This is a genomic window from Bradyrhizobium sp., assembly GCF_049581145.1.
Classification (GTDB): Bacteria; Pseudomonadota; Alphaproteobacteria; order Rhizobiales; family Xanthobacteraceae; genus Bradyrhizobium.
Map to the genome: position 1 here is coordinate 1 of NZ_JBAURI010000734.1, position 22,778 is coordinate 22,778.

Here is a 22,778-nt window from a genome sequence, read left to right on the forward strand (position 1 = left end):
GGGCGTGCGATTCTCCCACAGCGGCAACAGGACCTTCTTCGGCGCCTCACCAACGCCTTCCATGTAGGCATTGGCGTTCTGGATGATGAAGCCCTTCACGCGGTCGGGGCGCTGCGCGAACACACGGAAGCCGATCGGGCCGCCATAGTCCTGCATGTACATGATGTAGGATTTCAGACCGAGCACATCGACCAGTGCGGAGACATGGGCGGCCAGGTTGTCGAACGTGTAGGCGAACTCCTTGTTCGAAGGGGCGTCCGAGTGCCCGAAACCGACGTAGTCCGGAGCGACCAGGTGGAAGCGATCAGCCAGCGCCGGCATCAGGTCGCGGAACATCTGGCTGCTGGTCGGCAGTCCGTGCAGCAGCAGGATGGTCTTCGCCGCCGGGTCTCCGGCCTCACGGTAGAAGATTTTGCGGCCGTTCACGATGGCGGTCCGATGGTGGGTTTGCGTGGTCATCTGGGCTCTCCTTGGCGCTTGGATCATCCGGCGGGCTGGCGCTGCGCGCCGTCGTGTCCATGACCCGTGTTTTCGAGCTTTCCAGAACGACCCGATAGCCGATAAGATCGGGAGGAATCCTCTCGAAACCTGGAAGGCCCTTTTTGGACCGCCTCGATGCCATGTCAGTCCTGTTGGCGGCGGTGGAAAGCGGAAGCCTCTCCAAAGCCAGCAGAAATCTCCGCCTGCCGTTGGCCACGGTCAGTCGGAAGGTCTCCGAACTCGAGACCCACCTGAAAGCCACGCTGCTGGTGCGTTCGGCAAAAGGACTGGAATTGACCCCGGCCGGACGGTCCTACGTGGCGTCCGCAAAGTCGATCCTGGAGCAGCTGAACGAGGCGGAGCGCGCTGCATCGGGCGAATATACGGAGCCGAAGGGCGACCTCGTCGTCACCGCGCCGATCATGTTCGGGCGGCTCAACGTCCTTCCGGTCGTGACCAGCTTTCTGGAAGCCTATCCGGACGTCTCGGTCGGCTTAGTCATGACCGACCGCGTCACGCATTTTCTGGAGGACCAGGTCGACGTCGCACTGCGCATCGGTCCCCTGCCCGACAGCAGTCTGATCGCGAGCCGGCTCGGGACGGTCCGGCATGTCGTATGCGCGAGTCCCGGCTATCTCGCGGCGAACGGGGCACCGTCGAAGCCCGAAGACCTCGCGCGACACCGCGTAATATCGTTCCAGAGCATATCGGCCCTCAGTTCATGGGTCTTCGAATCCGCAGGATCGGAAATCACCGCGTCGTTTCGTTCGCGGCTCAGCGTGAACACGATCGACGCGGCCATCGATGCAGCCCTCTCCGGAGCCGGCCTCGTCCGCGCGGTGTCCTACCAGATCGCCGATCACGTTCGGGCAGGACGGCTGGCCTTGGTCCTCGAATCCTTCGAGCCGAAACCTCGTCCAGTTCATCTCGTCTACGACGCGCAGAACCGGCTGCCGCTGAAGTTGCGGGCTTTCGTCGATTTCGTCGTACCGCGCATGCGTCAACGGCTCGTCGACGTCGCGCTGGACTCTGCGGCAAGCCGCTGACGCGCCCGCTAGCGGTCTCACCTTTGATTTCGGTGAATTGCGCGCGCGCCTGGAGCGCCGCCCCGGAATGACCCCCTCCGTGTCGCCAGTTAGGGCAATCCGCGCTGAACGTGATCGCCCATGATCGTCGTCGAGGCCTCGGCCTTGCTCGAGGCGCTGCTCCGCACACCGGCGGCACGGGCGGTGGAAAAACGGCTATTCGAACCTCAGCAGACGCGGCATGCGCCTCATCTGCTCGATATCGAAGTTGCGCAGGTCATCCGCCGGTATGCGGCAAAGGGTGAGATCGACAGCGAACGCGGGCGCACGGCTCGCTATACTGCCGATCAGCGTCATCGCTTTCCCGGCACCGTATCCGGAACAACCTCGTCAACAACGCTATGAAGCGCCGCCAACCGGCCATCCGCGTGTTGGCGAGCGGAATCTTTCCCGGCCTCCACTCGCGCCCTGCTATCGCTTGGAAGCGTGGAAAAACCGAGCGATGGCGTAGTCGATGGACACTCGCCCCGCACCGTAGGCGACAATGGCGAGGGCCATTGCCGCCCAGGTCAAATGGATGGGCCATCCGTCCGGAACCGTGAGTTCGACGATCGCTGTCATGCACAGGAGGCCCAGCGCGGCGAACCGCACCCCCAGCCCAAGCACCAGAAGGATGGGGAACGTGATTTCCCCACAGCCAGAGAGGAAAGCCGTCACCGTCGGTGCTGGGAAAGAATAGGGGCCGCCAGGCAAGTGCAGCATGAATTCGTCAGTGAAAAGCGTCACCGCCGTGTCGCTGAGATGCAGAAACCCGTCCCATTTGAGGATGCCTGAACGCCAGAACGGCACGGCGAGCGCGAGACGCAATGCAAGCTGGACGAGCGATGGCCGGGCAACAGCCATGAGAAGGCGGTTGGCCCTCTCGACCAGGTTGATTGCCAGAGTTTTCGACGCGTCGACCGCGCCCGAGGAATGAGTGGCGGTCATGTCGGGTCTCGCATCGTGAGAGTTGTGAAAGCGCCCGCTTCGATCATCGCGGCGATCGCGGCTCCGATGTCGAAGGTCGGAACCTCTTCGAGCACCGCCGTGGCCGCCTCGCCGAGCGTCGCGCTTTCAACGAGCATCTGGAGGAACAGAGCTGCGCCGGGAGGAAGGTGGCGGACCATGACGTCGAGGTGCGGCCTCGTGATCAGCACGGCCTCGGGCTCGCTGGCATCTACGGATTCTGTCGGTCCTTCACCGCGGTTCGCGACAAAGATCGTCGCCGCCGAATAGGCGGATTGGATGACCCGCGTCGCTGAGTGAGGTACGAAGACGATCTCACTCAGTTGGTCCGGTGGAACGCCCGCCAGCGCGTCGGCGGAAAGCGGATCGTCGTCCGCGGCGTGGTACGCGTCCAACCAAGCCCGTTCGATGCGGGCGACGTCGGCGAGCCAGGGCAGCTCCCGAGCATATTCATAGCGCTCTATAAAGGCGGGGAAATCACGGCCATATTCGAAAAGGAGGAGCGAGTCTGGAGGAGTCTCCCGCACGTGGAAGCGCGCCATGGCGCGGAAGAACTCAACCCCTGTGAGACGCTGAATGGCGGGATAGATCGAGCCGAGAGCGTCGATCAGGCTGACGGTGAAGTTGTTCCGGTAGACATTGTAGCGCTTGACAGCGCCCTTGCCGCGCGGACCCGTAAGACCTGGGGGAACTGGCTGCTCGGGATCTATCAGCGCTGCGGAGAAATACGCGGGGAAGTCCGACGCAGACGTGCGGGAAGCGCGATCAAGCAGCACGGCTTTTGTCCCAGGTCTGCTGACCGTCGCGACGATTGAGAATCGCTTGCGCTGCGGCGGCTTCCGCCTTGAGGATCGGCCAGCCGGGTATGTTGCTGTCCCATTCGATCAGTGTGGGAATGGGCCCGGCGCGGCCGATGACGATCTCGTAGAGCCTCCAGACCGCATCTGCGACCGGCCCGTCGTGGCTATCGATCAGAAGCTGTTCGCCCTCATCGTCGGCTTGCTCGGCATGGCCGGCGAGATGTATCTCGCCGACCCGCGCGATGGGGAAATTCGCAAGATAGTCAAGAGCGGAGAACCCGTGGTTGGTCGCGGAAACAAAGACGTTGTTGATGTCGAGCAGGAGTCCACATCCGGTCCGCTGTGCCACGGCGCTGATGAAATCCGTCTCGCTATACGTGGAACAAGAGAACAAGACGTACGTCGAGGGGTTTTCGAGCAGAACGGGTCGAGCGATCGCGTCCTGAACCTGATCGATATGGTCGCAGACCCGCGCCAGCGTCGCTTCAGTGTAGGGGAGCGGCAGCAGGTCGTTGAAAAAGGTCGTGTCGTGTGTCGACCAAGCGAGATGCTCCGACACCAACGCGGGTTCGTAGCGATCCACCAAAGCCTTGAAGCGCGCGAGATGGGTTCGATCGAGAGGCTGTGGGCTGCCAATCGACATGCAAACGCCGTGAAGCGACACTGCATGCTCAAGGCGGATCGTCTCAAGGGCGCGATGTGGAGGACCGCCCGCGCCCATATAGTTTTCAGCATGCACCTCGAAGAAGCCTTGCGGGGCTCGGTCGTCGAGAATTGCCGCGAGATGCTCATGTTTGAAGCTTGTGCCCGCCAGTCCGTGGACGGCGTGCACCGGAAGGCGAGAGACAGCCTTGGACGCAGCAATGAGGGGAAAGTCAGCGTTCATTGAAGTGCTCCGGACTTCCGGCCACGGTTAAAGATGCACGAGGTCGGATCAGCTTGCCGTCAGCGCACCGGTCTTTCCGTTCGGGAGATGGATCGAAGTGCAGGTCCCTCCCTGAACGAACTTCCAGGAGTTGCTCTGGAAATCGACGGTCGAGGTGCCTTGGCACGTGGTGCCCGGACCGGCGGCGCAGTCGTTCTGCCCCTTCAGGGCGACGCCGTAGCACTTCTCCTTGTGCGCGGCGATGGCGGCCTCGCCTTCGGCTTTGGTCAAGGGGGCCGCGCTCGCCATCGAAGCGAGGGCGGTGGCCATGGCGCTGGCGAGCACGGCCGAGGCAACAACTTTCTGGATAGACATTAGGACTCTCCTTGCAGAGACGCGTCCGGACCGGACACATCGGGCATACGCTCCTACCAAAAACAGGGCGGCAAGTAAAAGCGTTTTTATAAAAACGCATTCATGCCTTCGCCGCTTGGCGCGGCAATTCTTGTCAGACGAAGATCATATCTCCGATTATATCTGGGGTTTTTCGTTCCTATCCGCTCCACCGGCTCCGCGTCAGGATGGGCGCACAAAGCGTTCATGTGCGAGATATTGCATATGCGCACAGTCAAATACAGGTCTGAAACGAGCCTTCAGAGGACCGTCAGTTTCACTGGCCCAGAGCGTCTGCGGACGGCGGCTCGCTCACTCATGGCCGTCCATCTAAGCCATTGTCTGCAACCGGACGCGACTAGCGGCGCCTGGACGGAACCGCTATGGGCGACGTCATGACACCGGGCGCGATCAGCGGCCGGCTGAATCGCCGACCAGCTGATGTCGATTGGCGCATGGGCGCCGATTGTGGCGCGGCGTCGAGCAACAACCGGGGTCTTGAGGCTGGCGCCGCTGCCGAATTGGATCAGGACCGCGTCATCGGGAATCTGGCGCGCGATGTCGAGAGCGCAGGCCTGCAGCAGAGCCAATTCGGTGCGCGTCGGTCATATTCCTCAATCTCGCAGATCGCCTCGAACAGGGCCGAACCGCGCTCATCATAGAAATACTTGCCGGGCAGGCGCTTAGGCGAGGCCGACAGCCCGGCCAAGGCGTCCTCGCGCAGGGCGTCAGCCGGCTCGCCCCCGCCATCCCGGGCCAAGCGCAGGCCGGCCAAGGCCCGGCGCTGGTGCGGATCGGTCGCAGTCAACGGATGGCGCTCACGATCAGGCAGCTCCAGATCGAACAGGCACAGCAAGTATTGGGAATGTTCGACGCCGTCGCGAGCGCGTCACCAGCCGATCGCAATGCTTTGGCGACGCCAGCAAGCGTGGGTCCTTCACTGTTTCGATGCCTAGAGGGTGTCGACGAATTGCTTGTACGCCGCCTCATCCAGGAGCGCGTCGAACTCCTTCGTATCGGTGACGCGGAGCTTGAAGAACCAGCCCTCGCCCATCGGATCCGAGTTGACCTTTGCCGGATCGTCAGTGAGCGCCGCATTGACGCCCGTAACCTCGCCGGAGATGGGTGCGTTGAGACCGTTCGCCACCTTCACCGATTCGACGGCCGCGACCTCTTTGCCCTGTTCAAAGCGTTTTCCCATCTGCGGAAGGTCGACATGGACGACCTCGGCAAGCTGCGTCTGGGCATATTCGGTGATGCCGACGACGGCCTCGCCGCCCTCCAGGCGTACCCACAGGTGTTCCTTGTTGAAGCGCACGCTGCTCATTTCGAATCCTCCAGAGGTCAGACCTCTAATCCTGTTCACCAATGGTTTGGGCATAGGTCTTGCCGTAGGGATAGAAGAGGTCCTTGCGGCCCTCCTGCCACGCCGCCTTGAGTTCCGGCGCTGTGATGTCCCAGTCAGGCCTGCATTTCTGGGTGACGACACGCAGATCCCGGCGGAGATCGTCCATGCTCGGCCGGCCGAAATACCAGTAGCCGTTGTAGATCTTGTAGACCACAAGACCCGGCTCCAGGACAATCACATGAGGGATCATCGGGTTGTGGTGCGGATCCGTATATTCGACGATGTCGAGGTCCTTTTGGACGGTACGCCCGCTGTCTGAAAGGAAGGGCCAATGAGCGCCGACACCGCTGCGGTATTCATTGGTTTCGGTAATGTTGTCGGTGCTGATCGTGACGAGGCGGCAATAGCCAACCTCGATCTCGTCGTGGAGATCCAGGAGTCTCTGGTGCTGTTGGCGATCCTTGGGGCAGTACCCACCGCGACTGAGGACGAGCACCATCGGGTTTTGTCCCTGAAGAGCCGAAAGCTTGCGGCGCTTCGCGGTATGGTCGGAGAGCTCGTAGTCGGGGAAAACGGCCCCCGGAATCATGTCGCTTCGCATAGAATCCCTCTTACGTTTATCGGGTAGTGCTTCCCGATGACCTTCTGGAGGACGGCGTCTGCGCGGCGCGGGAACCGACGCTCGACAAACCGCCGTTTAGGACACAACAGCGCGGACAGCCTGTTCGATCACGTCGGCCACGACGTCCGGGTGAGAGACGGTGACGGCGTGCGAAGAGTGGACTTCAGTGACGTGAGAGCCGGCGCGGTCGCCTTCGAACTTCTGGGTCGCCGGGGGGATGCCCACATCGTCCAGGGTCCTGACCTGCCAGCTCGGCTTGCTCGTCCACGCCGCCACTGTCACCGGCTCGTTCAGGGCTGCCGCGTGCATGGGGCGCTGAGTGACCGCCATCAGAGCGGCCCGGTCGGCCGGCACGTCGGCGGAGGTTTCGGCGTGGAATTTGTCCACCTGGTAGAGCAAGTAGGAGCCGGAGGTCCCGTCCGGCAGAGAATAGTCGGTCTGTTCGACGGACGTGAAGAAAGAGCTGCCAGGGAAGCGCGATACCGAAGTCGTGGAGGACTCTCCGACCGCGGGCAAGATCGACCCCGCGTAGACGAGACCCTTGACCTTGGGATCGTCGCCCGCCTGCGTGATGACGGCTCCGCCATAGGAGTGACCCACCAGTAACACCGGCCCGTCGATCCTACTCAACACGCTGCGCAGGTAGGCGGCGTCGACAGCGACGCCCTGGCAAGGATTGCCGAAGGCCATAAGGAGGTGGCCCTTGGGCTGTAGCCGCTCGATCACGCCCCACCAGATCGACGCGTCCTCGAAAGCCCCGTGCACGAGCACGATCGTCGGTTCAACAGCCATTGTGGTTCCTTCCTAGGAATGTAGCGCTGGGGATGGGCGGCTGGCGTGGTCTTTGCGCCAACCGCCCAAAATCATCTGTTCAGTACTGGAAGGCGTAGCGGCGTTTTACTTCAGGGCGACGATTTGAAGTCGGTGCACCTTGGGTGGTTCGGAGAACAGCTCATCGGCCTTGCCGAACAGCGCCTTTGCAAGCTCGCCATTCGCGTGCGCGTTCCACGCGACTTCGTCAGCGAACGTGTCGACGATGCCGAACACACCCGGCTCTTCTTCTTTGACGGCATACCAGCTTACGATACCGGCCTCGTCCTTCGCCAACGCGGCGGATTGTTTCAGGAAAGCCTCGACGTCCGCTTGCTTGCCTGGCTTTGCCTTCAGCTCAACATAGAAGCCAAACTTCACCATCTCTTCGTTCCTTCCGTTGACATCTGACCGAGGTACGCTCGCAGCGGGCCACGGTGCCGTTCCTACCAAAATCTGAGCCGATAGAAAAGGCGTTTTATTAAAAACGCATTTTAGATTTTGCCGCTTGGTGCGCCGCGTAATTTTCGGAAAAATCAAAACTATGTAATATATTCAGCATATTAATTCAGTTTTGTCGCCCCTTCGGCGTCCATCGCAAGGTGCGCACAACAGCATTCATCTCCTCGATATTGGAGAACGTCCTTGTGCTTGCAAAGGCCAGGGCGGTGCAGTCCCCTGAAGCGCGCGATCTCAATCTTGAGAACCTGCTGCTGCCGGAGGCTTGGGACGCGCCACGCTTCAGGGCTCCCCCGGGGACTCGGTCCCGCGAGACAGTGCCGCTCCTGCGGCCCTCCCCGAGGACAACTCGTTGATCGCGTCTTGGAGATGAGCCGCGACCCCGGCATGTTCAGGCGCGTCAAGCAGCCTCAGCGCTTCCTGCATGAGCGAGAGCGCTACCGCGGCGTCAGCAATCGAGTCTGCCATGATCTCCTCTTTGCGCTAAGGAAGCGATCTTCAGATGCGTGAAGGACTGTGATTTTCGTTACAGATCAAACCGCCAAATAGTTCGCATCCCACTCTTCGAATACTTTGTGGAAGCGTTGACTGATGCTACCGCCCCTAATCCGATTGGCGCGGCAATCGGACCGCCGTCACATCGCGAGCTCGGTTTCCTTGACGTTGGCGATAGGCCCAAGGATCGTCGGGTCGAAGTCTCTGAGGGCGACGTGCTCAGACAAACGCCGGGGAAAGTCGGGATTGGCCAGCGCCCCTCGGCCGATGGTGACGATGTCGGCGCCGTCGTCGAGCGCAGCCAGCGCCTGCTCGACCTTATGCAGGCTGCCATTGGCAAGGACCGCTGCCTTGGGAGCGTAGCGCTTGGCGAGTTGCATCAATGACGGACCACCCGAAGGAAATGCCGGCTTCCACGCCTCATATTCGGTCACATGGATGAAGTCCGCACCGGCTTCGGCAAGGCTGCCGAAGATGATTTCCGCATCGCGCTCCGCGCCCGCCCACTTGTGGTCAAAGTCGTTCACCTTGCCCTGCGAGATGCGGACACCGACCGGGACCTTGGCGCCGACCCTCGCTCTCACCGCCTTGAAGGTTTCGAGAGTCAGTCGCACGCGGTTCTCCGTGGCGCCGCCCCACTCATCGGTCCTGATGTTGGCGTAGTCGGTCATGAACTGGTCGAGCAGGTAGCCATTGGCGCCGTGGATTTCGACAGCGTCAAACCCGGCAATCTCGATGGCGCGTCCCGCCGACTCGGCGAAGCCGTTGATGGCGTCGGCGATCTGCTCTTCCGTCATCGCTGCCGGCAGAACGTAGCGGTCCTTGCCATGATAGAACGTCATCTGCTTGCCCTTGGGCTGAATGGCAGACGGGCCTACCGTGCCGTCGCGAAAGCGATTGCCCTGGCTGATCGCACCGGCATGCATCATCTGGGCGATGGCAAACGCGCCGTGCGCCTTGATGCCGCTGACGATCGGCTTCCACGAATTGGACTGTGCCTCGTCGGTCATGCCGGGCTGATGGATGTAGCCCTGTGCGAACGCCTGGTCGGTGTAAATGCCCTCGGTGCTGACCGTCCCGAAGCCGCCCCGCGCGAAGCGCTCGTAGTAGCGGGTCATCGTCTCAGTCGCACGGCCGTCCTGGGTCGCCGTGACACGCGTCATCGGCGCGACGGAGAGGCGGTTCTTCACGGCATGACCGTTTATAACGATCGGCGCGAAAAGCGTACTGGTATCAATGTCCATCGTCCGGCCTCCAGAAGCATAAATCTGGCGCTTTCAGCGCGAAAGCGAGGATCATTCGCTTGTTGAGCCGAGACTTATCTTTTGCGGGCGCGGCGCAGAAGATGGGATGGACGATAAGCAATATATCGTTTAGCGTTAAAATATGAATCTCGCAGATGTGGCTCTGTTTCGCGCCATTGCATCCGTCGGCAGCCTGTCGGCTGCGGCGCGTGAGATGGGCACGACGCCGATGTTGGTCAGCCGCAGGTTGGCAGGCCTCGAGGCCGAGTTGGGCGCGCGCTTGTTCCACCGCACGACGCGGTCCCTGTCCCTCACTCCCGAGGGAGAGGCTTTTTTGCCTCACGCGGTCACCCTCATAGAAGCTCGCGATTCGGCGCTCGACTCGATCTCGTCCGGTGGCTCCGGCCTCTCGGGCGTATTGAAGATTACAGCGCCGAATGTCATCGGCCACTCCGTCGTTGTCCCTGTCGTGGCCGAGTTGATCGCCGACAACCCCGCGCTACGGGTTGACCTGACTCTGAGCGACAGTGTCATCGACATTGCGACGGCAGGGCTCGATGTGGCCGTTCGCGTCAAGCAGATGAAGCCTTCGGACATGATCGCGACGAGGGTGGCTGACAACCCGTTTACGCTCATCGCATCGCCGGGCTACGTCGCACGCTTCGGACATCCCGCGACGACAGAAGACCTGGTGAGCCACCCCTGTATTAAGCTTCATGCGATGGACACCTGGCCATTCACGCGCGGTGGCGAACCGCACCCAGTTCGCATTAGCGGCGCCTTCTCGGCCAACACCGTCGACGCGGTGCGAGCGGCCTGCATCGCGGGCGTCGGCATCGCCATGCTGACCTACTGGGACGTGCACAAGCAGATTGCTCATGGAGAATTGCAGCGCATCGTCCTCGCTGACGTCGAACCGCTGGAAGTTGGGATATGGGCCGTTTTCCCGACCCGCACCCAAATGCCTGCCCGGGTGCGGGCCTTTATCGATGCATTGCGAGATCGCGGCTTGCGGGGATCTCCCAATCCTCTATCGGAACAAGCGGCTCATCCCTAAAATACTCCCGGGCGTTTTTGACAAAGGCGCCGAGGTTGGTCGAGGCGATCCGGCGCGCGGGATAGATCGCGCAGACCGGCAGCTTTTCGGGGGTGTAACCAACCAGGAGCGGGGCCAAGCGGCGGGCCAGCACGCTGGACATCACCTGGTAGGATAGAGTCCTGCAGATGCCGAGGCCCGCTTCCGCGGCCGCGATTGCCGCATCAGCGCTGTTCACGGTCAGTCGGGGCTCGACACGAACAAGTTTGCCGGCCGTCCCGAAGCGCCATTCGTTGGTCGCGTCGAGGCTCTCGAAAGCAATAATGTCGTGGCCCGATAGGTCGCTTGGCGCCTTCGGTATTCCGCGACGTTCCAGATATCCGGGGCTCGCCACCAGGACTCGGCTGACGGACCCAAGGCGGATCGCTATCAAGCTGCTGTCGGCCAGGTCGCCGACGCGGACTGCCACGTCCACAGACTCCTCCGCGAGATGGACGTTGCGATCCGAGAGCGTCAAATGGATCGTCAGGCCCGGATGCTTCGTCAAAATCCGGGTGATGATCGGCAACACATGAAGCCGACCAAAGAGGATCGGCGCGGCGACCTTCAGTGCCCCCCGTGGCTCGGCGTCCTCGCCCCGGACGCGGCGCTCGGCCCCTTCAATGTCCTCCAGCACTTGCCGGCAGCTATCCAGATAAATCTCGCCACGCTCGGTCAGACGGATCGAGCGCGTGGTTCGATTGAGAAGGACGAGCCCCAGCCTCTCTTCCAAGTCCGCGACCGAGCGGGTCACGACAGAGGGGGATAGCCGCAACTGCCGGGCCGCCTCAGCGAAGCTGCCTAGGGTGGCGACGGCGACGAAGGCGCGCATGGTCTCAAGTCGGTCCATCCACTATTGCGTAGTTGACAATAAAGACTTGTCAACAATCTCGATTATCGCACCCGATGCGTGGCCTTACTTCTCGTGGGAGGCCGGCGCCGCCGGATCGAACCCCTTGGAGGATGCCATGTCCCGCATACCCGTTCCCGCCCGTGAAGCCGCTCCCGCCGCATCCCAGCCCTTGTTGGACGCCGTGGAAAAGCAATTAGGCGTCGTTCCCAACCTTTTCCGTCTCGTCGGCCTGAGCCCGGCCGCCCTGCAAGGCTTCCTTGGCCTCAACGGCGCTCTGGGCAAGGCACTGGACGTCAAGACGCGCGAACGTATCGCCATCGCGGTCGCCCAGGTCAATGGCTGCGACTACTGTCTGTCCGCCCACACCTATCTCGGCCTCAACCTGGCCAAGATCGACAGCGCGGAGATCGCGCTGAACCGCCGTGGCGCCTCGTCCGACCCCAAAGCCAACGCGGCCGTCGCGTTCGCCCGCAAGATCGCCGAAAATCACGGGCGCGCGGCCGAAGCCGAGCTCAAGGCGGTTCGGGCGGCGGGCTATACCGACGCGCAGATCATCGAGATCGTCGCCGTGGTGGCCGAGAACGTCTTCACCAACATGGTCAATATCGTCGCCGGCACGGAGATCGATTTCCCGGTCGTCCGCACCGACGAAGCGGCCTGAAGCAACGGGCTCTCGGCGGGAAGCGCCCGGCGACAGCCGCCCCTTGGGTCGAGGTCACCGTCATGGCTTACGGGTTTCTCGACATCCTCTCGACACCGGGCGTGCGGACCGCACAGGCCGCCAACGGCAGCCTCGAGATGTGGGAGCGCTTCAGCGGTCACCGTTCCTCGGACGATCATGCAGCGTTGTTCCTGATGGACGATCCCAATCGCCAGCGCCTGAAGATTCTGGCGCACATGAGCGCCCGCGATCTCGCCGCTGAGCCTCAGCTCGCCGAGCGGCTTTCGTCGCCCGGCTATAAGGGGCGGCCTGAACGGGCCATCATCCTCAAGCTCGAGAGCTTCGACTGGAATTGTCCTCAACACATCACTCCGCGCTCGACCGCTTCCGAGGTCGCCGCCGGGATGTCCATCCTTCGGGAGCGCCTTGCCGAAGCGGAGGCCGAGCTGAAGGTTCTTCGCAAGCAGATCGCTCGCTCACACATGCCGGAGATCACCCCTTGAGCACTTCCAACGACGGTCGACCGCCTTTCCCGCCCTTCACGCGCGAAACCGCGATCGAGAAGATCAGGAAGGCCGAGGACGCCTGGAACAGCCGCGATCCGGAACGGGTGTCGCTCGCCTACACTCCGGACAGCCGGTGGCGCAATCGGAGCGAATTCCTTCAAGGCCGAGCGGCGATCGTCTCGTTCCTGCAGCGAAAGTGGGCGCATGAAAGCGCCTACCGGCTTATCAAGGAGCTCTGGGCGTTCACCGAAGACCGTATCGCCGTGCGCTTTGCCTATGAATGGCATGACCTGACAGGGGCCTGGTTCAGATCCTACGGCAATGAGAACTGGGCCTTTGACGGGCAAGGTCTGATGCGCGAGCGGCACGCCAGCATCAACGACGTCGCGATCGGCGCCACGGATCGAAAGTTCTATTGGGATCGCACCGGGCCCCGCCCCGCCGACCACCCTGGCCTTAGTGAATTGGGGCTATGAGGGCGGTGTCGGCGCTTTGACTTGGCCCGGCCTCGGCGGCCGCCTGCTCAAAGCGGGGGGCCTGCGGGCACGCTCAGGGAAGGAAGCTTTGGGGCAGCACGTTACGGTCCTTTGATAAAAGGGCTCTCCATCAGGCGGCGATATAGTTCCCAATCCGTCCGGGCGGTCTCTGCCGTCCCAGCGCTGTCCTATTAAATCATTGTTCTAGCTGCTGATTATCGAGCCGGCGAGACGCCTTGGCTGGGTAGACGCGAAATGGTGCGACGGCGCGAGGCGCTTTTGATAAAAGACCTATGGGTATATTCTGACTGTCAGCGGAACGAAATCTGTGTCCCGTAGCTGCCTTTGGGCGATCAACGAGCGGGAGCGGCCCTTGGCGAATGGGTTACAGGAAGGGGAAATCAAGCACGAGCTGCAGAGTGGCGGGCACCTGCGCAATGTCCTCATCATCACCAAGACAATCGGCGGTGCGGCCGAGCACTTGGCATATGTTCGGCCGAGTTGGCGTCGCGAATTCCTGCCGCTACGGACCTGGGCCGACAAGGAAGACCGAACTTACAAGGATCTGGATCGGCTACTCGTGCTCATCCGCGATGATTTCGGCTACCGGGGCTTCATCGGACTCTACATGGACGGCGACCCCGATCTGGCGCGCTATCGTGCGCTCTCGGAAACTGAAGAGGCCGGCGAGCAGACGTAGCGCCGCATCTCGACAACCAAACAGTTGGAAGCGGGTGCGGCTTTCCGCATCGAACGAGACGAAGTGCTCGTTCGCTCGGCATATGACTCGAGGATCCGCTGACTTCCGAGTTTTAATCATACCCTTCGAAAATCGTCACCAGCGTCGAAGCGAGAACGACCTGCCGTTGCTCGCTGCGCGTCAGATCATGATCGGCTGCGACCGCCGTTGCCAAAAAGCGCATCCATCGCCATTCGCCCGTTTGCAGTTCCGTCAGGCCCGACCCAAGATGCCTGAAACAGTCGGCGTCACATGTAGTCACATTGAGATGATATTATTGAACAGCACAAGCTTGAGTATGTGGCGAGCATCACTCAATAATCGGCATAAATCATTGATATAATTGACTACAATATGGCCAAAGACTGACAAGGAAGGCCGCGTTGACAGATCACTGACAACGGCCTTTTGATAAAAACGCCTTCCAATACGGCTCTGGTTCTGACAATATGGGCTCCGCTGAAGCCTTGCTTGCCACCTCCTGGAATGACGAGATGGTGCAGTCTGGGTTCAACTTTGAGTTGACGGCAATGCAAGGTAAGGAATCGGAAGTCGAGGCCTTCCTTGAGCAAGGAGATATTGGATGGCCCTTCAAGAAACTCTCGCCTCAATCTCGAAATCCGGGCTGCCGCTGCAAGGCAAGCTCGATGCGCTGAAATTGGAATTCGAAACCAACCTCGCCCCGCCGGCAACAGTCGAAGCTCTCCATCGCTCCACCAACGAACTGATCGCTTCAGGCGCTCAGAACCGGGCACTGAAGGTGGGGGACCTTGCGCCGGAGTTCACCCTGCCCGACCCTGATGGCAATCCCGTATCTTCCAAGCTGTTGCTCGACAAAGGGCCGCTCGTCGTCACTTTCTATCGGGGCGTCTGGTGTCCTTACTGCAACTTCGACCTCAGCGCGCTGGAAGAAGCCCGCTCGGAAATCGAGTCACGCGGCGCGAGTCTGGTGGCGGTCTCGGAGCAGACGGCGCCCAATAGCCGTAAATCGCAGCGGCAGAACAGGCTCGGGTTCCCGATCCTGGGCGATCATGGTGGGGAAGTCGCCGCTCGGTTCGGCGTGCGCTGGACCTTGCCGCACTATCTGCGTGAGGTCCAAAAAGCACTCGGTGCGGACCTGACGAAATTCAACGGCGAGGACAGCTGGACCCTGCCTATGCCCGCCCGGTATGTCATCGCGCAGGACGGCACGATCGCCTACGCCGAGGTGAATGCCGATTACACTCGGCGGCCCGAGCCGTCGGCCATCTTTCCTGTTCTGGATCAACTGAGCCGCCGGCAGGTCGCGTAGTTTCCTTTCGTTGCTCCGCAAGCCGGATCTTCGGTGCTCCGAGGCGCCAGAGATCCGGTTTGACAACTGGAGAGGGCATCTCGGACAGGGTACCGAGTTGTGAGTATCGAGCATCGGGACCTACGATGGGCGATCGTGGCATCCCAACATCGAAGCCTTCGCCAGGCAGCGAAGCACTCGACCAAATGCTCATCTGGTCGGCAAAGGGACCTGCCGGCACAAGCGGCTCACATGCCTGGTACATCGAACCCACGCCGGGCGGCTGTCATGTGATCACAGAAGAAGCACAGAGAGGTTTGCTGCTGTTTCTTATCGGGGCGCGCACGCGCGCCACGCTCCGCAATTCGCACCAAGAATGGCTACGGGCGCTCAAGGAGCTGGCAGAAAGAAAGCAATAACGCGTTCGCCGGTAGAACGACGAAGGGTTCGTTTTGGCTCGATTCTTGTCGCATGCAAGCCGCCATTCGGTCTGTTCACGGCCTTCCAGCTAAACACGGCCTTCCAGCTAAAGCCGTGTTCACGAACCTTGAGGCGCCATTGTGACAAGGCCAGCGCGGTTTCATATCCCTATCAGCACCAGTTGAGAAGGCTAGCGCCGCGACCATCCCGCGTCGAAGAGCGGCTGACCGCGTGCCGCGTACGGCGCCCAGACCGGCAGCGCGCGGAACGTGTCAGGATGGACCCATCGCGCGGTGCGCCCGATCAGTTCGGCGACGGCCGGAATATCCGACTTCAATATCTCGTTGCAGTCGGGCACCTGAAACCCCTTCTCCTTCGGCTTCTTCACGAGTGCAGTCCGGTCGCTTTCCCGGACAACGCGGGCATCAATCGAGGCGCTGCGCGCAAGGATTCAGATCGACCCGAAACGCCCTCAGACGCCCTGACATTCGAGTCGAGAATCGCGGCGCAGCGTGGCACAACTGAGTGGACAGTGCGCCATCGGAAGAACCCGACGCATCTGGAAACCGTTGAATTCGAAGGTGTTTTCGTCGCAACTTTGAGTGGCGGAGAGGGAGTCCGCACCCACGAACCAGATTTTAACGTTGGTTCAATCGGTTAGCTGAGTCAGGACGCCAAGCGCCCAGGACGGTACCCGCGTCCGGACGGCGAATTGTAGCGGAAAAAGACGGACGATTGCGGCGAATTTTGTCAGCAGAGTCACGAACGACGAATGAGCGAGCTCGCTCTAAATCTAAACTTCCCGACTTTAGGGTCGCTCTATAGGGCGAGTATCTAATCTGAACATTGCCGCTGGGAACGCGGAGTGGTGTGAGCTCCATCGTCGATAAGCTCGGACGCGCCTAGCCGGGCCGTCGCGCCAGCCCGATAGTCCGGCGCGTTGCCGATCGCCTTCCGCGGCTTCGTACCGTCACGATGTACGGCGTCGGCCTTTCGTCCTGCGCGAACGATCCAGCGACGACAGCGCCTGCTGAAGCAAATGCAACAACTCTGCTGCAAATGCAACATCGACCGAATGTTTATCGCCGCTCCCAAGCCGATCTAGACCCTGACCGATCAGCTTCGCACTTGCATCCGTAACGGGGTGCCCGGCCAGAGCCCTGGTGACCAGCGAGTGGTTCACATCAAGCCGACGCGCAAGTTCCCGCTTGCTCCACTGGGGATGCTCGCCAGCGAACTCCCGCAGCCGCGCGACGGCGGAGTGATCGACCTTTCCCCGGGGCATGACCGCATTGTGAGAGGAGGAAGAATGTCTCCATTTGCGACATTTTTGTTTTATATGCAACAAACATTGTTGTAGGTTGCGAGCCATGGCGTTGAATGGCGCGCCGAATTATATTGACGGGGTCCGATGTCCTGGAAGAAGAGCGCGATGGTCGCAGTCAAGGTCGAAGTGGGACCGTCGATCATGCTCCATAGCGGCGCATGGTTCGATTTCGCCTCGCCGCACACCAGCGACTTCACGGCCGAGGACATCGCCCACGGACTCGCGCACATTTGCCGGTATTCCGGGCAATGCAGCCGGTTCTACTCGGTGGCCGAACATAGCCTGTTGGTCAGCGACGTCGCCGAAGGATTCGAGTTCGAAGCGCTCCTGCACGATGCGGCCGAGGCCTTCATCGGCGACGTCACCCGCCCGCTCAAGCAGATGCTTCCCGACTTCAAGCGGATCGAAGCTGCGGTCCAGGATGCTGTCCTGAAGCGGTTCGGCATCGCGTCTCCTCTTCCCCCTCAGATCAAGGAAGCCGACCTGCGGGTGCTCGCTGCCGAGCAAAGACAGATTATGCCGCCAGGGACGGACGGCTGGCTCGCGGGGTTGACCATAGCGCCGGCTCCGATCCTGGTTCGGCACCTCCAACCGGAAACGGCCAAACGGATGTGGCTCGATCGGTTCGAGACCTTGCGGCGAGAGAGGATTGTCAAGGGACAATCCTAGACCCGGTGAAAGGCGGTGATATTTCTCCGGAAAGGTTGGAGCGCACGGCTGTTTGCGCCTTTATGCCGAAGCGGGATGCGTAACAGGGGCCGGGTCGATGTCATTGCGTAAGGACGTTTCGTTGGACGAACTCGCTCGCGTCGGGAACGTCGCGCAATTCGTAAGCTTCTCCCCCGATGCAAATCAACCGCGCCAGGAATTCTGCCGCGTCGCCGGGTTCGACGCGAACCACAAGTTTCCGACCTTGGCGGACGCGCTCCGCAGCCTCATCGAGCAAAGTCCCGAAGGGACGATAAATCTGCGCAGCTTCACGCCAGACAGTCCGAGAAGCCGCGACTTCCATTACGGCCTGTCCGATCTCACGAAGGTCGAAAAGCTGGTCCGACGCATGTCGGCCGAGGGTCTCTTCGTCATCGCGAACGAGACGGTCGACGTCTCCGACGGCGGCGTGTCTGGCGTCATCCAGGGCGGCGTGGCCGAGTTCGCGCCGGACGACACTCCGCGCTGCGTCGAAAAGGGCGGCACGGCATCTCTCCCGCTGGATTGGGCTCTCGCTCTGATCCAAACGGTGTACGGCATCCCGGTCGAAACCGTCGACGCCGGTCGCGGGCGGCTCGAGTTCAGCATTCATCCCAAGCCGCGTGGCTGGCGACGAACCCACACCCTGATGTGGGAATACGAAGGGTCGGACAGCGCGCCCGCCATGGCGGCCGTCAGATGGCCGAACCGCTTCAGCCGATTGATCGGCGACAAGACGTTCGGTCTTTTGATCGCCCACGTCATGGGCCTTCCCGTTCCCCGGACGACCTGCATTTCGCGGCGTATCGCGCCGTTCACGTTCGGCGAAGCGACCTCGTCGAAGGAAGTGTGGACACGAACGTGCCCGCGCGAACAAGAGCCCGGCAGATTCACCACCGTCAAAGGCTGGCTCGATCCATTCCGCCTGCTTAACGCGGAGGACCCGAGCGGCGAAGCCATTCCGGCGGTGCTCTCACAATCTGCAATCCCTGCGTCTTTCGCTGGCGCGGCCATCACGGATGCGCGGGGCGAGGTCGTGGTCGAAGGTGTCGCCGGGGAAGGCGATCGCTTCATGCTCGGCCAGAAGGTGCCGGAACGCCTGCCGCGAAACGTCGTGAGCGACGTCGAGGCCATCTATCAGCAGACGAAGGAGCGGCTCGGGCCGGTGCGGTTCGAATGGGTCCACGACGGCAAGCGCGTCTGGATCGCCCAACTCCACAAGGGCGCCACGGACAGCGCGGCGTCCACGCTCGTTCCGGGCGAAGCCGAACGCTGGGAGACGTTCGACGTGTCGAGCGGCCTGGAAGAACTCCGCAGCCTGCTGCACCGCCTGCCATCGGGCGTCGGCGTCCACATCCGCGGCGAAGTCGGCTTGACGTCACATGTGGCCGACCTGCTGCGCAAGCATCGACGCCCTGCTCGTCTGACCGAGAGCTCGGCGGCGTAGGCCGCCGACTACGGTCCCTCGGTCGGATCGCTGCCTTTGCGCCGCCAAAGCACTTTTTTCTCGCCTCCGAAAACGCGATGCGCTACCAGAGCGTGAGCCTCGATGTCAGGCACGCCACCCATCACGGTCAGCTCGACTACCGCGTCCTTGATCGGCTTCTTCAGCTTCTTGCGGCGCTCGTCGAAGGGAAAGTCAGCGATGGGCATGAACGTGCTGCGTCCCCTCGGCACTGGATTGTAGATCGTGGCGCCGCTGTTGATCGGACTGAGCGTGATGACGTCGCGATGCACAGCGACCAAGCTCTCCGTATCCAGCGTGATGACGGTCTGCGGTTTGTGGCGATAGGCCCGTGCACTGAGCAGCCCTTGAAGCCGATCCTTGGAGAGCCAGAAGAACACCCGCGCGTTCAACGTTTCGAACCACTCTTCAGGCGTCGTGCCGTCTGTTAGGCATTTCTCCAGCGCAGAGCGGGTCATCGGCTTCTGGTCGCGGACCATGGCCACCGGCAACCCGTCCCGCGATATCTTGACCGACTCCGGTCGGCGTTCGGATTCCAGCTTACGCCGTTCCTCGCCCTCGAGTTCGTAGAGGTCGAGCAGTGCAGTCGTCGACAGCAGACCGTGGCGGGCGACCGATTCCCAACTCGCGTCTTCTGCCATATGGTAGAGGCGCGGATAGTTCTTCAGCAGATCTTCTTCGGTCACCGCCACTCCCTTCGATCGATGACACCAGACTTGGCAAACTGCGTCGATATCAGCGACACTGGCGCGTTCGCAACCGCCTCGACGGAAGCTATGAATTCGTGTGTTTCGGCCGTGAGCATGTCGAAGATTTGGGCCTTGCGGTTCTTGACGCTGATGTAGTCCGAAAACGACAGTGCAATGTCGGTAGCCCCGTTGAGGATCGACGAACGACGAAGCTGCTCCCAGTCGAACTCGGCGATCCTTCGCTGATTGCCCGAAACTGACCCCACTTCGGTTCTTAGAATATCGTCCAACGGCACGCCCGAACGTTTGGATATTGTCTCGAAATCGAGAACGATTCCCATCGGGCCCGACTTGCCGCCGACCCGGATGGGATATCGCCTCATAACCATAACTACCCGACGCACGCGCGAAGGAGCTATGCCCGCGTCCGCCAGACAGCCAGCCGCCGTAGTCTCGCGCGCCGTAACGTTCGGATAGTGGCCATGATGGATACTGAGTCCGGTACCTTGGGTGCCTTCGAGCATCACACGCGTTCCTGAGGAATACGCATTCTCGAGTTCCCGCCCGACCGAGCCGACGAACGGCAACAGGTCGGGATGATCCTTCGCCAATCGGACCGGGCCGCCCAGCATCGGCTGCTCGCCTCGATTCAATATTTTGCGCGCCAAGGCGGATCCTGCGCCCTGTTTCGTCGAACCGATCGTTCCGAGACCGCCCTCGCGGCTCTCGAACGCGATGTCGGCCTCTTCGATCACCATGGCTTGCTCGTCGATGACGATGCGATGCGCGGCGCCACACTGGGCGATCTCGCGGAGAATTCTCGTGGGCGAAATCGTCGATCCGGCCGCGATCAATATCCTCGCATCCGGATTAGACTGTGTTCCGGACGGCAGCTGTCTGTAATTGTATCGAGGGTCCGCGACCTGGTGGCCCGCGTTGGGACCACCGACCCGCACCAGGATGCCGTATTCCGTCGCGATGTGGGCGCAGATATGCCCCTTGCCTTCACTACCATACTGCCCACTCACAATCACATCGACGAGCGGAACGGCGGCCCCCGGGAAGAGCTCGAGCCCCGCGACCGCCAAAGCAAGCAAAGATGCGGGCTCCCGATTGTGGTTTTCGACCACCCTGTCAGCCGTGCCGTCTAGCGACCACACGCCGGCTTCGGTCGGATCGGCTCTGACCTGATCGTACGTCATGCCGGTGTCGGTGACAGAACCGCGGTCTTCGTAGCGCTTCTTGACCACCTCGAGAGGTGCCGTGACATGCACGTGGACGAGCCGATCGCCGTATGTCTCGCGGAGGTGCGCGACCTGCCGCGCGGTCCTGATCGCATCGACCAGGATCACGTCCTTGCTTTCGTGCTCGGCGACATATCGAGCGATGCCGTCGCGGACCCATCGACCGTCGGTGTCCACATCCAAGCGCTTGCCCGCCTCGATCAGCGCATCGCGCTCGTTCGGGCACCCCTCGTTCAACAATAACGTTCGCGTGGAAATCCGATGGGAACTGAACCTACGAAGTAGCTCGTCGGCCAAGGCCGACTTTCCGGCCGCAACCGGCCCCGAGATCGCAATAATGTAGCGCACGCATAAACCTCTGATTGAAACGCTTTGCGCAAAGTAAGTGTTGGGTGCCGCTCTTGTCCACACCGAACCAATCTTCCCGACTAAGTATCAAGGAATCTTCGCGGCCCCAAGCGGCACGCGCAAGCGGTGCACCGCGGCATACCCCCCATCCAAGTTGGTGCACTGCAGGATGTAGAACTGATTTGGATTGCCAACAGTCGTCGCCGCCCTCGGCCCGACGCACGGCCGATCAGATCAGCTTTTCTATGCCGTGCGCGTCTTCCAATCTTGCGGAAAACTCATATTGTCGATGGGAGTGTTGGGAAACTCATCGCCCAAGTCCTTCAATCTCTCAGCCCAGGACGATCGTTCGCCAAGTTCTTCTGATCTCCTGTTCGAAGGCGGCATACCGTTCTCGAAAACACGTGCCCCGCGCCTGGCCGAGCCTTCCTCTTTCCGGCCTCTTTTGTCTCGGTCAGTAGAACCAGTGCAGGCGCCAGTTCTTCGGCGGTGAGAGTGGGGAGTCCGCGAATCGATTTCAAGTATCTCTTTATCTTCAATTGGTTCGGCGACTTGCGGACTGACAGTTCCACGGAGTTACCCATAGCCCCTTGGCGGATTGGGACAGAAACAGACGGACAACAATGGCAACGTCTCACAAGCCGCGAAGTGCTACCAAATCTTCTTCATACCTCCAGGCTCTGAGGGGTTCACGTCGAGCAGTGCCCGGAGCGAGCTCACAAGCACTAACCGCCGACGTCCTACGGTTGTCGTGGTGAGATGCCCTGTCCCTATCAACTCGTAGAGCTTCGTGCGTCCCAAGCCGGTGACCTCGCGTGCTTCGTTAATCGTGCAGGTAAGCCGTTGGACAAATGGAATCGCCTTTGGTTCTTCAGATGGCGGATTGGATGGAGTGTTCGGCAAGCCTCCTTTTACATTTTTCCCTCTTCGACTGTATCCCATGGCCCCTCCTACATCACAAGAACTCGACGGGAGGAGAGTTTGCCAGTGCGGCAATCAACGTCAATGCGGACGCCCGAGGGCTCCCGCGCACAACCGCGCACGGTGACGGGTGTTCGAGCGCATTTGGATATGACCGGCGAAGGGATTTTTTTTGCGACCAAGGAAGACTGATGAGTTTGCAACGAATTTTTCAGCGGGCTTCAGTCTGCTTGGAAGCGCGGCGCGACAAGCCTTTACCAGGCGTGAGCTGGAGTGGATGGGTGAGTTCTACGACGCCATCGGCGGCTGGCGGCCGATCGACGTTATCGAGGTCGCGGTGGATCCCGGCGTGGCGCCCAGCCGCCCATCATGCACCGATACCGCAGTTTCCGCGATCCCAGCGGCGTCAGGACGGCCTTCATTAAAGCTGTCGCGCACGACGACGATGACTTGTAAGCGTCCAACCAACCGCGCCTTCCGCATCTTTCTGACGCGTGAGAAGGTGTGCCCGTTGACTGGCAAGTTAAGGGGCGCTCATGACGAAAGTTTCA

Annotated in this window: 30 protein-coding genes; 12 read left to right on the forward strand and 18 right to left on the reverse strand. The window is 61.2% G+C overall.

Annotation, left to right across the window (positions count from 1 at the left end; all coding sequences use genetic code 11):
• Positions 1-459: alpha/beta fold hydrolase (locus tag WCB02_RS23915; protein WP_423962038.1), on the reverse strand; the 459-nt coding region annotated here is incomplete at its 3' end.
• A gap of 143 nt (positions 460-602) precedes the next feature.
• On the opposite strand from WCB02_RS23915, the gene WCB02_RS23920 reads away from it, so the two are divergent.
• Positions 603-1,526 carry a LysR family transcriptional regulator gene (locus tag WCB02_RS23920; protein WP_423962039.1) on the forward strand — a complete coding sequence of 308 codons (924 nt, stop codon included), beginning with the start codon at positions 603-605 and terminating at the stop codon, positions 1,524-1,526.
• Between the two features lie 120 nt (positions 1,527-1,646).
• The gene (locus WCB02_RS23925) at positions 1,647-1,910 is read left to right on the forward strand and encodes a type II toxin-antitoxin system VapC family toxin (RefSeq protein WP_423962041.1); all 264 of its coding nucleotides are present in this window, start codon (positions 1,647-1,649) and stop codon (positions 1,908-1,910) included.
• A 66-nt stretch (positions 1,911-1,976) separates the two neighbouring features.
• Here the strand turns inward: WCB02_RS23925 and WCB02_RS23930 are convergent, their stop codons facing one another.
• The 11 genes from WCB02_RS23930 to WCB02_RS23980 form a co-directional block, all read right to left on the reverse strand.
• Positions 1,977-2,492 (reverse strand): DoxX family protein, encoded by a 516-nt coding sequence (locus WCB02_RS23930; protein ID WP_423962043.1) that lies wholly within the window; start codon positions 2,490-2,492, stop codon positions 1,977-1,979.
• The gene (locus tag WCB02_RS23935) at positions 2,489-3,286 is read right to left on the reverse strand and encodes a DNA-binding domain-containing protein (protein ID WP_423962045.1); all 798 of its coding nucleotides are present in this window, start codon (positions 3,284-3,286) and stop codon (positions 2,489-2,491) included. Before WCB02_RS23935 ends, WCB02_RS23930 begins: the two co-directional genes overlap by 4 nt.
• Entirely contained in the window at positions 3,276-4,196 is a 921-nt protein-coding gene (locus WCB02_RS23940; RefSeq protein ID WP_423962046.1) for a DUF692 domain-containing protein, read from the reverse strand. Before WCB02_RS23940 ends, WCB02_RS23935 begins: the two co-directional genes overlap by 11 nt.
• A gap of 48 nt (positions 4,197-4,244) precedes the next feature.
• The gene (locus WCB02_RS23945; protein WP_423962048.1) at positions 4,245-4,550 is read right to left on the reverse strand and encodes a DUF2282 domain-containing protein; all 306 of its coding nucleotides are present in this window, start codon (positions 4,548-4,550) and stop codon (positions 4,245-4,247) included.
• A gap of 278 nt (positions 4,551-4,828) precedes the next feature.
• Positions 4,829-5,158, reverse strand: a complete 330-nt coding sequence (locus tag WCB02_RS23950; RefSeq protein WP_423962051.1) for an L-histidine N(alpha)-methyltransferase — start codon at positions 5,156-5,158, stop codon at positions 4,829-4,831.
• Complete coding sequence (locus WCB02_RS23955) at positions 5,095-5,376, reverse strand: L-histidine N(alpha)-methyltransferase (protein WP_423962053.1); 282 nt, start codon at positions 5,374-5,376, stop codon at positions 5,095-5,097. The genes WCB02_RS23950 and WCB02_RS23955 overlap by 64 nt, the downstream gene beginning before the upstream one ends.
• Before the next feature lie 144 nt (positions 5,377-5,520).
• Positions 5,521-5,895 (reverse strand): glycine cleavage system protein GcvH, encoded by a 375-nt coding sequence (gcvH, locus tag WCB02_RS23960; protein ID WP_423962055.1) that lies wholly within the window; start codon positions 5,893-5,895, stop codon positions 5,521-5,523.
• Between the two features lie 25 nt (positions 5,896-5,920).
• A complete protein-coding gene (locus WCB02_RS23965; RefSeq protein WP_423962057.1) occupies positions 5,921-6,517 on the reverse strand; it encodes a redoxin domain-containing protein in 597 nt (198 codons plus the stop codon).
• A 96-nt stretch (positions 6,518-6,613) separates the two neighbouring features.
• On the reverse strand, positions 6,614-7,330 hold the full coding sequence (locus WCB02_RS23970; RefSeq protein WP_423962059.1) for an alpha/beta hydrolase: 717 nt from the start codon (positions 7,328-7,330) through the stop codon (positions 6,614-6,616).
• 105 nt (positions 7,331-7,435) lie between these two features.
• Positions 7,436-7,732, reverse strand: coding sequence for a putative quinol monooxygenase (locus tag WCB02_RS23975; protein ID WP_423962061.1), 297 nt, complete (start codon positions 7,730-7,732; stop codon positions 7,436-7,438).
• Positions 7,733-8,442: 710 nt separating this feature from the next.
• Positions 8,443-9,546: an NADH:flavin oxidoreductase gene (locus tag WCB02_RS23980; protein ID WP_423962062.1), complete on the reverse strand. Its 1,104-nt coding sequence runs from the start codon at positions 9,544-9,546 to the stop codon at positions 8,443-8,445.
• A gap of 142 nt (positions 9,547-9,688) precedes the next feature.
• Between WCB02_RS23980 and WCB02_RS23985 the strand changes: the two genes are divergently transcribed.
• Positions 9,689-10,603, forward strand: coding sequence for a LysR family transcriptional regulator (locus WCB02_RS23985; RefSeq protein WP_423962063.1), 915 nt, complete (start codon positions 9,689-9,691; stop codon positions 10,601-10,603).
• On the opposite strand, the gene WCB02_RS23990 is transcribed toward WCB02_RS23985, so the two are convergent.
• Complete coding sequence (locus WCB02_RS23990) at positions 10,530-11,453, reverse strand: LysR family transcriptional regulator (protein ID WP_423962065.1); 924 nt, start codon at positions 11,451-11,453, stop codon at positions 10,530-10,532. The two genes, WCB02_RS23985 and WCB02_RS23990, sit on opposite strands and share 74 nt — an antisense overlap.
• A gap of 136 nt (positions 11,454-11,589) precedes the next feature.
• Here WCB02_RS23990 and WCB02_RS23995 point away from each other — a divergent pair, with 136 nt between their 5' ends.
• The 6 genes from WCB02_RS23995 (at position 11,590) to WCB02_RS24020 (ending at position 15,545) form a co-directional block, all read left to right on the forward strand.
• Positions 11,590-12,135 carry a carboxymuconolactone decarboxylase family protein gene (locus WCB02_RS23995; RefSeq protein ID WP_423962066.1) on the forward strand — a complete coding sequence of 182 codons (546 nt, stop codon included), beginning with the start codon at positions 11,590-11,592 and terminating at the stop codon, positions 12,133-12,135.
• Between the two features lie 62 nt (positions 12,136-12,197).
• The gene (locus tag WCB02_RS24000) at positions 12,198-12,638 is read left to right on the forward strand and encodes a hypothetical protein (protein ID WP_423962067.1); all 441 of its coding nucleotides are present in this window, start codon (positions 12,198-12,200) and stop codon (positions 12,636-12,638) included.
• On the forward strand, positions 12,635-13,117 hold the full coding sequence (locus WCB02_RS24005) for a DUF1348 family protein (RefSeq protein WP_423962070.1): 483 nt from the start codon (positions 12,635-12,637) through the stop codon (positions 13,115-13,117). The genes WCB02_RS24000 and WCB02_RS24005 overlap by 4 nt, the downstream gene beginning before the upstream one ends.
• A gap of 373 nt (positions 13,118-13,490) precedes the next feature.
• Complete coding sequence (locus tag WCB02_RS24010; protein ID WP_423962072.1) at positions 13,491-13,817, forward strand: hypothetical protein; 327 nt, start codon at positions 13,491-13,493, stop codon at positions 13,815-13,817.
• 664 nt (positions 13,818-14,481) lie between these two features.
• Complete coding sequence (locus WCB02_RS24015) at positions 14,482-15,147, forward strand: peroxiredoxin-like family protein (protein WP_423962085.1); 666 nt, start codon at positions 14,482-14,484, stop codon at positions 15,145-15,147.
• Between the two features lie 125 nt (positions 15,148-15,272).
• Positions 15,273-15,545: a hypothetical protein gene (locus tag WCB02_RS24020; RefSeq protein WP_423962074.1), complete on the forward strand. Its 273-nt coding sequence runs from the start codon at positions 15,273-15,275 to the stop codon at positions 15,543-15,545.
• Positions 15,546-15,736: 191 nt separating this feature from the next.
• Here WCB02_RS24020 and WCB02_RS24025 read toward each other — a convergent pair whose 3' ends face one another.
• Both WCB02_RS24025 and WCB02_RS24030 read right to left on the reverse strand, forming a co-directional pair.
• Entirely contained in the window at positions 15,737-15,934 is a 198-nt protein-coding gene (locus tag WCB02_RS24025; protein WP_423962075.1) for a hypothetical protein, read from the reverse strand.
• 582 nt (positions 15,935-16,516) lie between these two features.
• Entirely contained in the window at positions 16,517-16,918 is a 402-nt protein-coding gene (locus WCB02_RS24030; protein WP_423962076.1) for a hypothetical protein, read from the reverse strand.
• Between the two features lie 60 nt (positions 16,919-16,978).
• Between WCB02_RS24030 and WCB02_RS24035 the strand changes: the two genes are divergently transcribed.
• Together WCB02_RS24035 and WCB02_RS24040 are read left to right on the forward strand one after the other, a co-directional pair.
• A complete protein-coding gene (locus WCB02_RS24035) occupies positions 16,979-17,542 on the forward strand; it encodes a hypothetical protein (protein WP_423962077.1) in 564 nt (187 codons plus the stop codon).
• A 121-nt stretch (positions 17,543-17,663) separates the two neighbouring features.
• Positions 17,664-19,007: a hypothetical protein gene (locus WCB02_RS24040; RefSeq protein ID WP_423962078.1), complete on the forward strand. Its 1,344-nt coding sequence runs from the start codon at positions 17,664-17,666 to the stop codon at positions 19,005-19,007.
• Positions 19,008-19,015: 8 nt separating this feature from the next.
• Here the strand turns inward: WCB02_RS24040 and WCB02_RS24045 are convergent, their stop codons facing one another.
• The 3 genes from WCB02_RS24045 to WCB02_RS24055 all read right to left on the reverse strand — a co-directional run bounded on the left by WCB02_RS24045 (position 19,016) and on the right by WCB02_RS24055 (position 22,248).
• Complete coding sequence (locus tag WCB02_RS24045; RefSeq protein ID WP_423962080.1) at positions 19,016-19,711, reverse strand: DUF7002 family protein; 696 nt, start codon at positions 19,709-19,711, stop codon at positions 19,016-19,018.
• Positions 19,708-21,306 (reverse strand): adenylosuccinate synthetase, encoded by a 1,599-nt coding sequence (locus tag WCB02_RS24050; protein ID WP_423962082.1) that lies wholly within the window; start codon positions 21,304-21,306, stop codon positions 19,708-19,710. Before WCB02_RS24050 ends, WCB02_RS24045 begins: the two co-directional genes overlap by 4 nt.
• A gap of 651 nt (positions 21,307-21,957) precedes the next feature.
• Positions 21,958-22,248, reverse strand: a complete 291-nt coding sequence (locus WCB02_RS24055; protein ID WP_423962083.1) for a helix-turn-helix domain-containing protein — start codon at positions 22,246-22,248, stop codon at positions 21,958-21,960.
• A 256-nt stretch (positions 22,249-22,504) separates the two neighbouring features.
• Here WCB02_RS24055 and WCB02_RS24060 point away from each other — a divergent pair.
• On the forward strand, positions 22,505-22,778 hold a 274-nt coding region (locus tag WCB02_RS24060), incomplete at its 3' end, for a hypothetical protein (protein WP_423962084.1).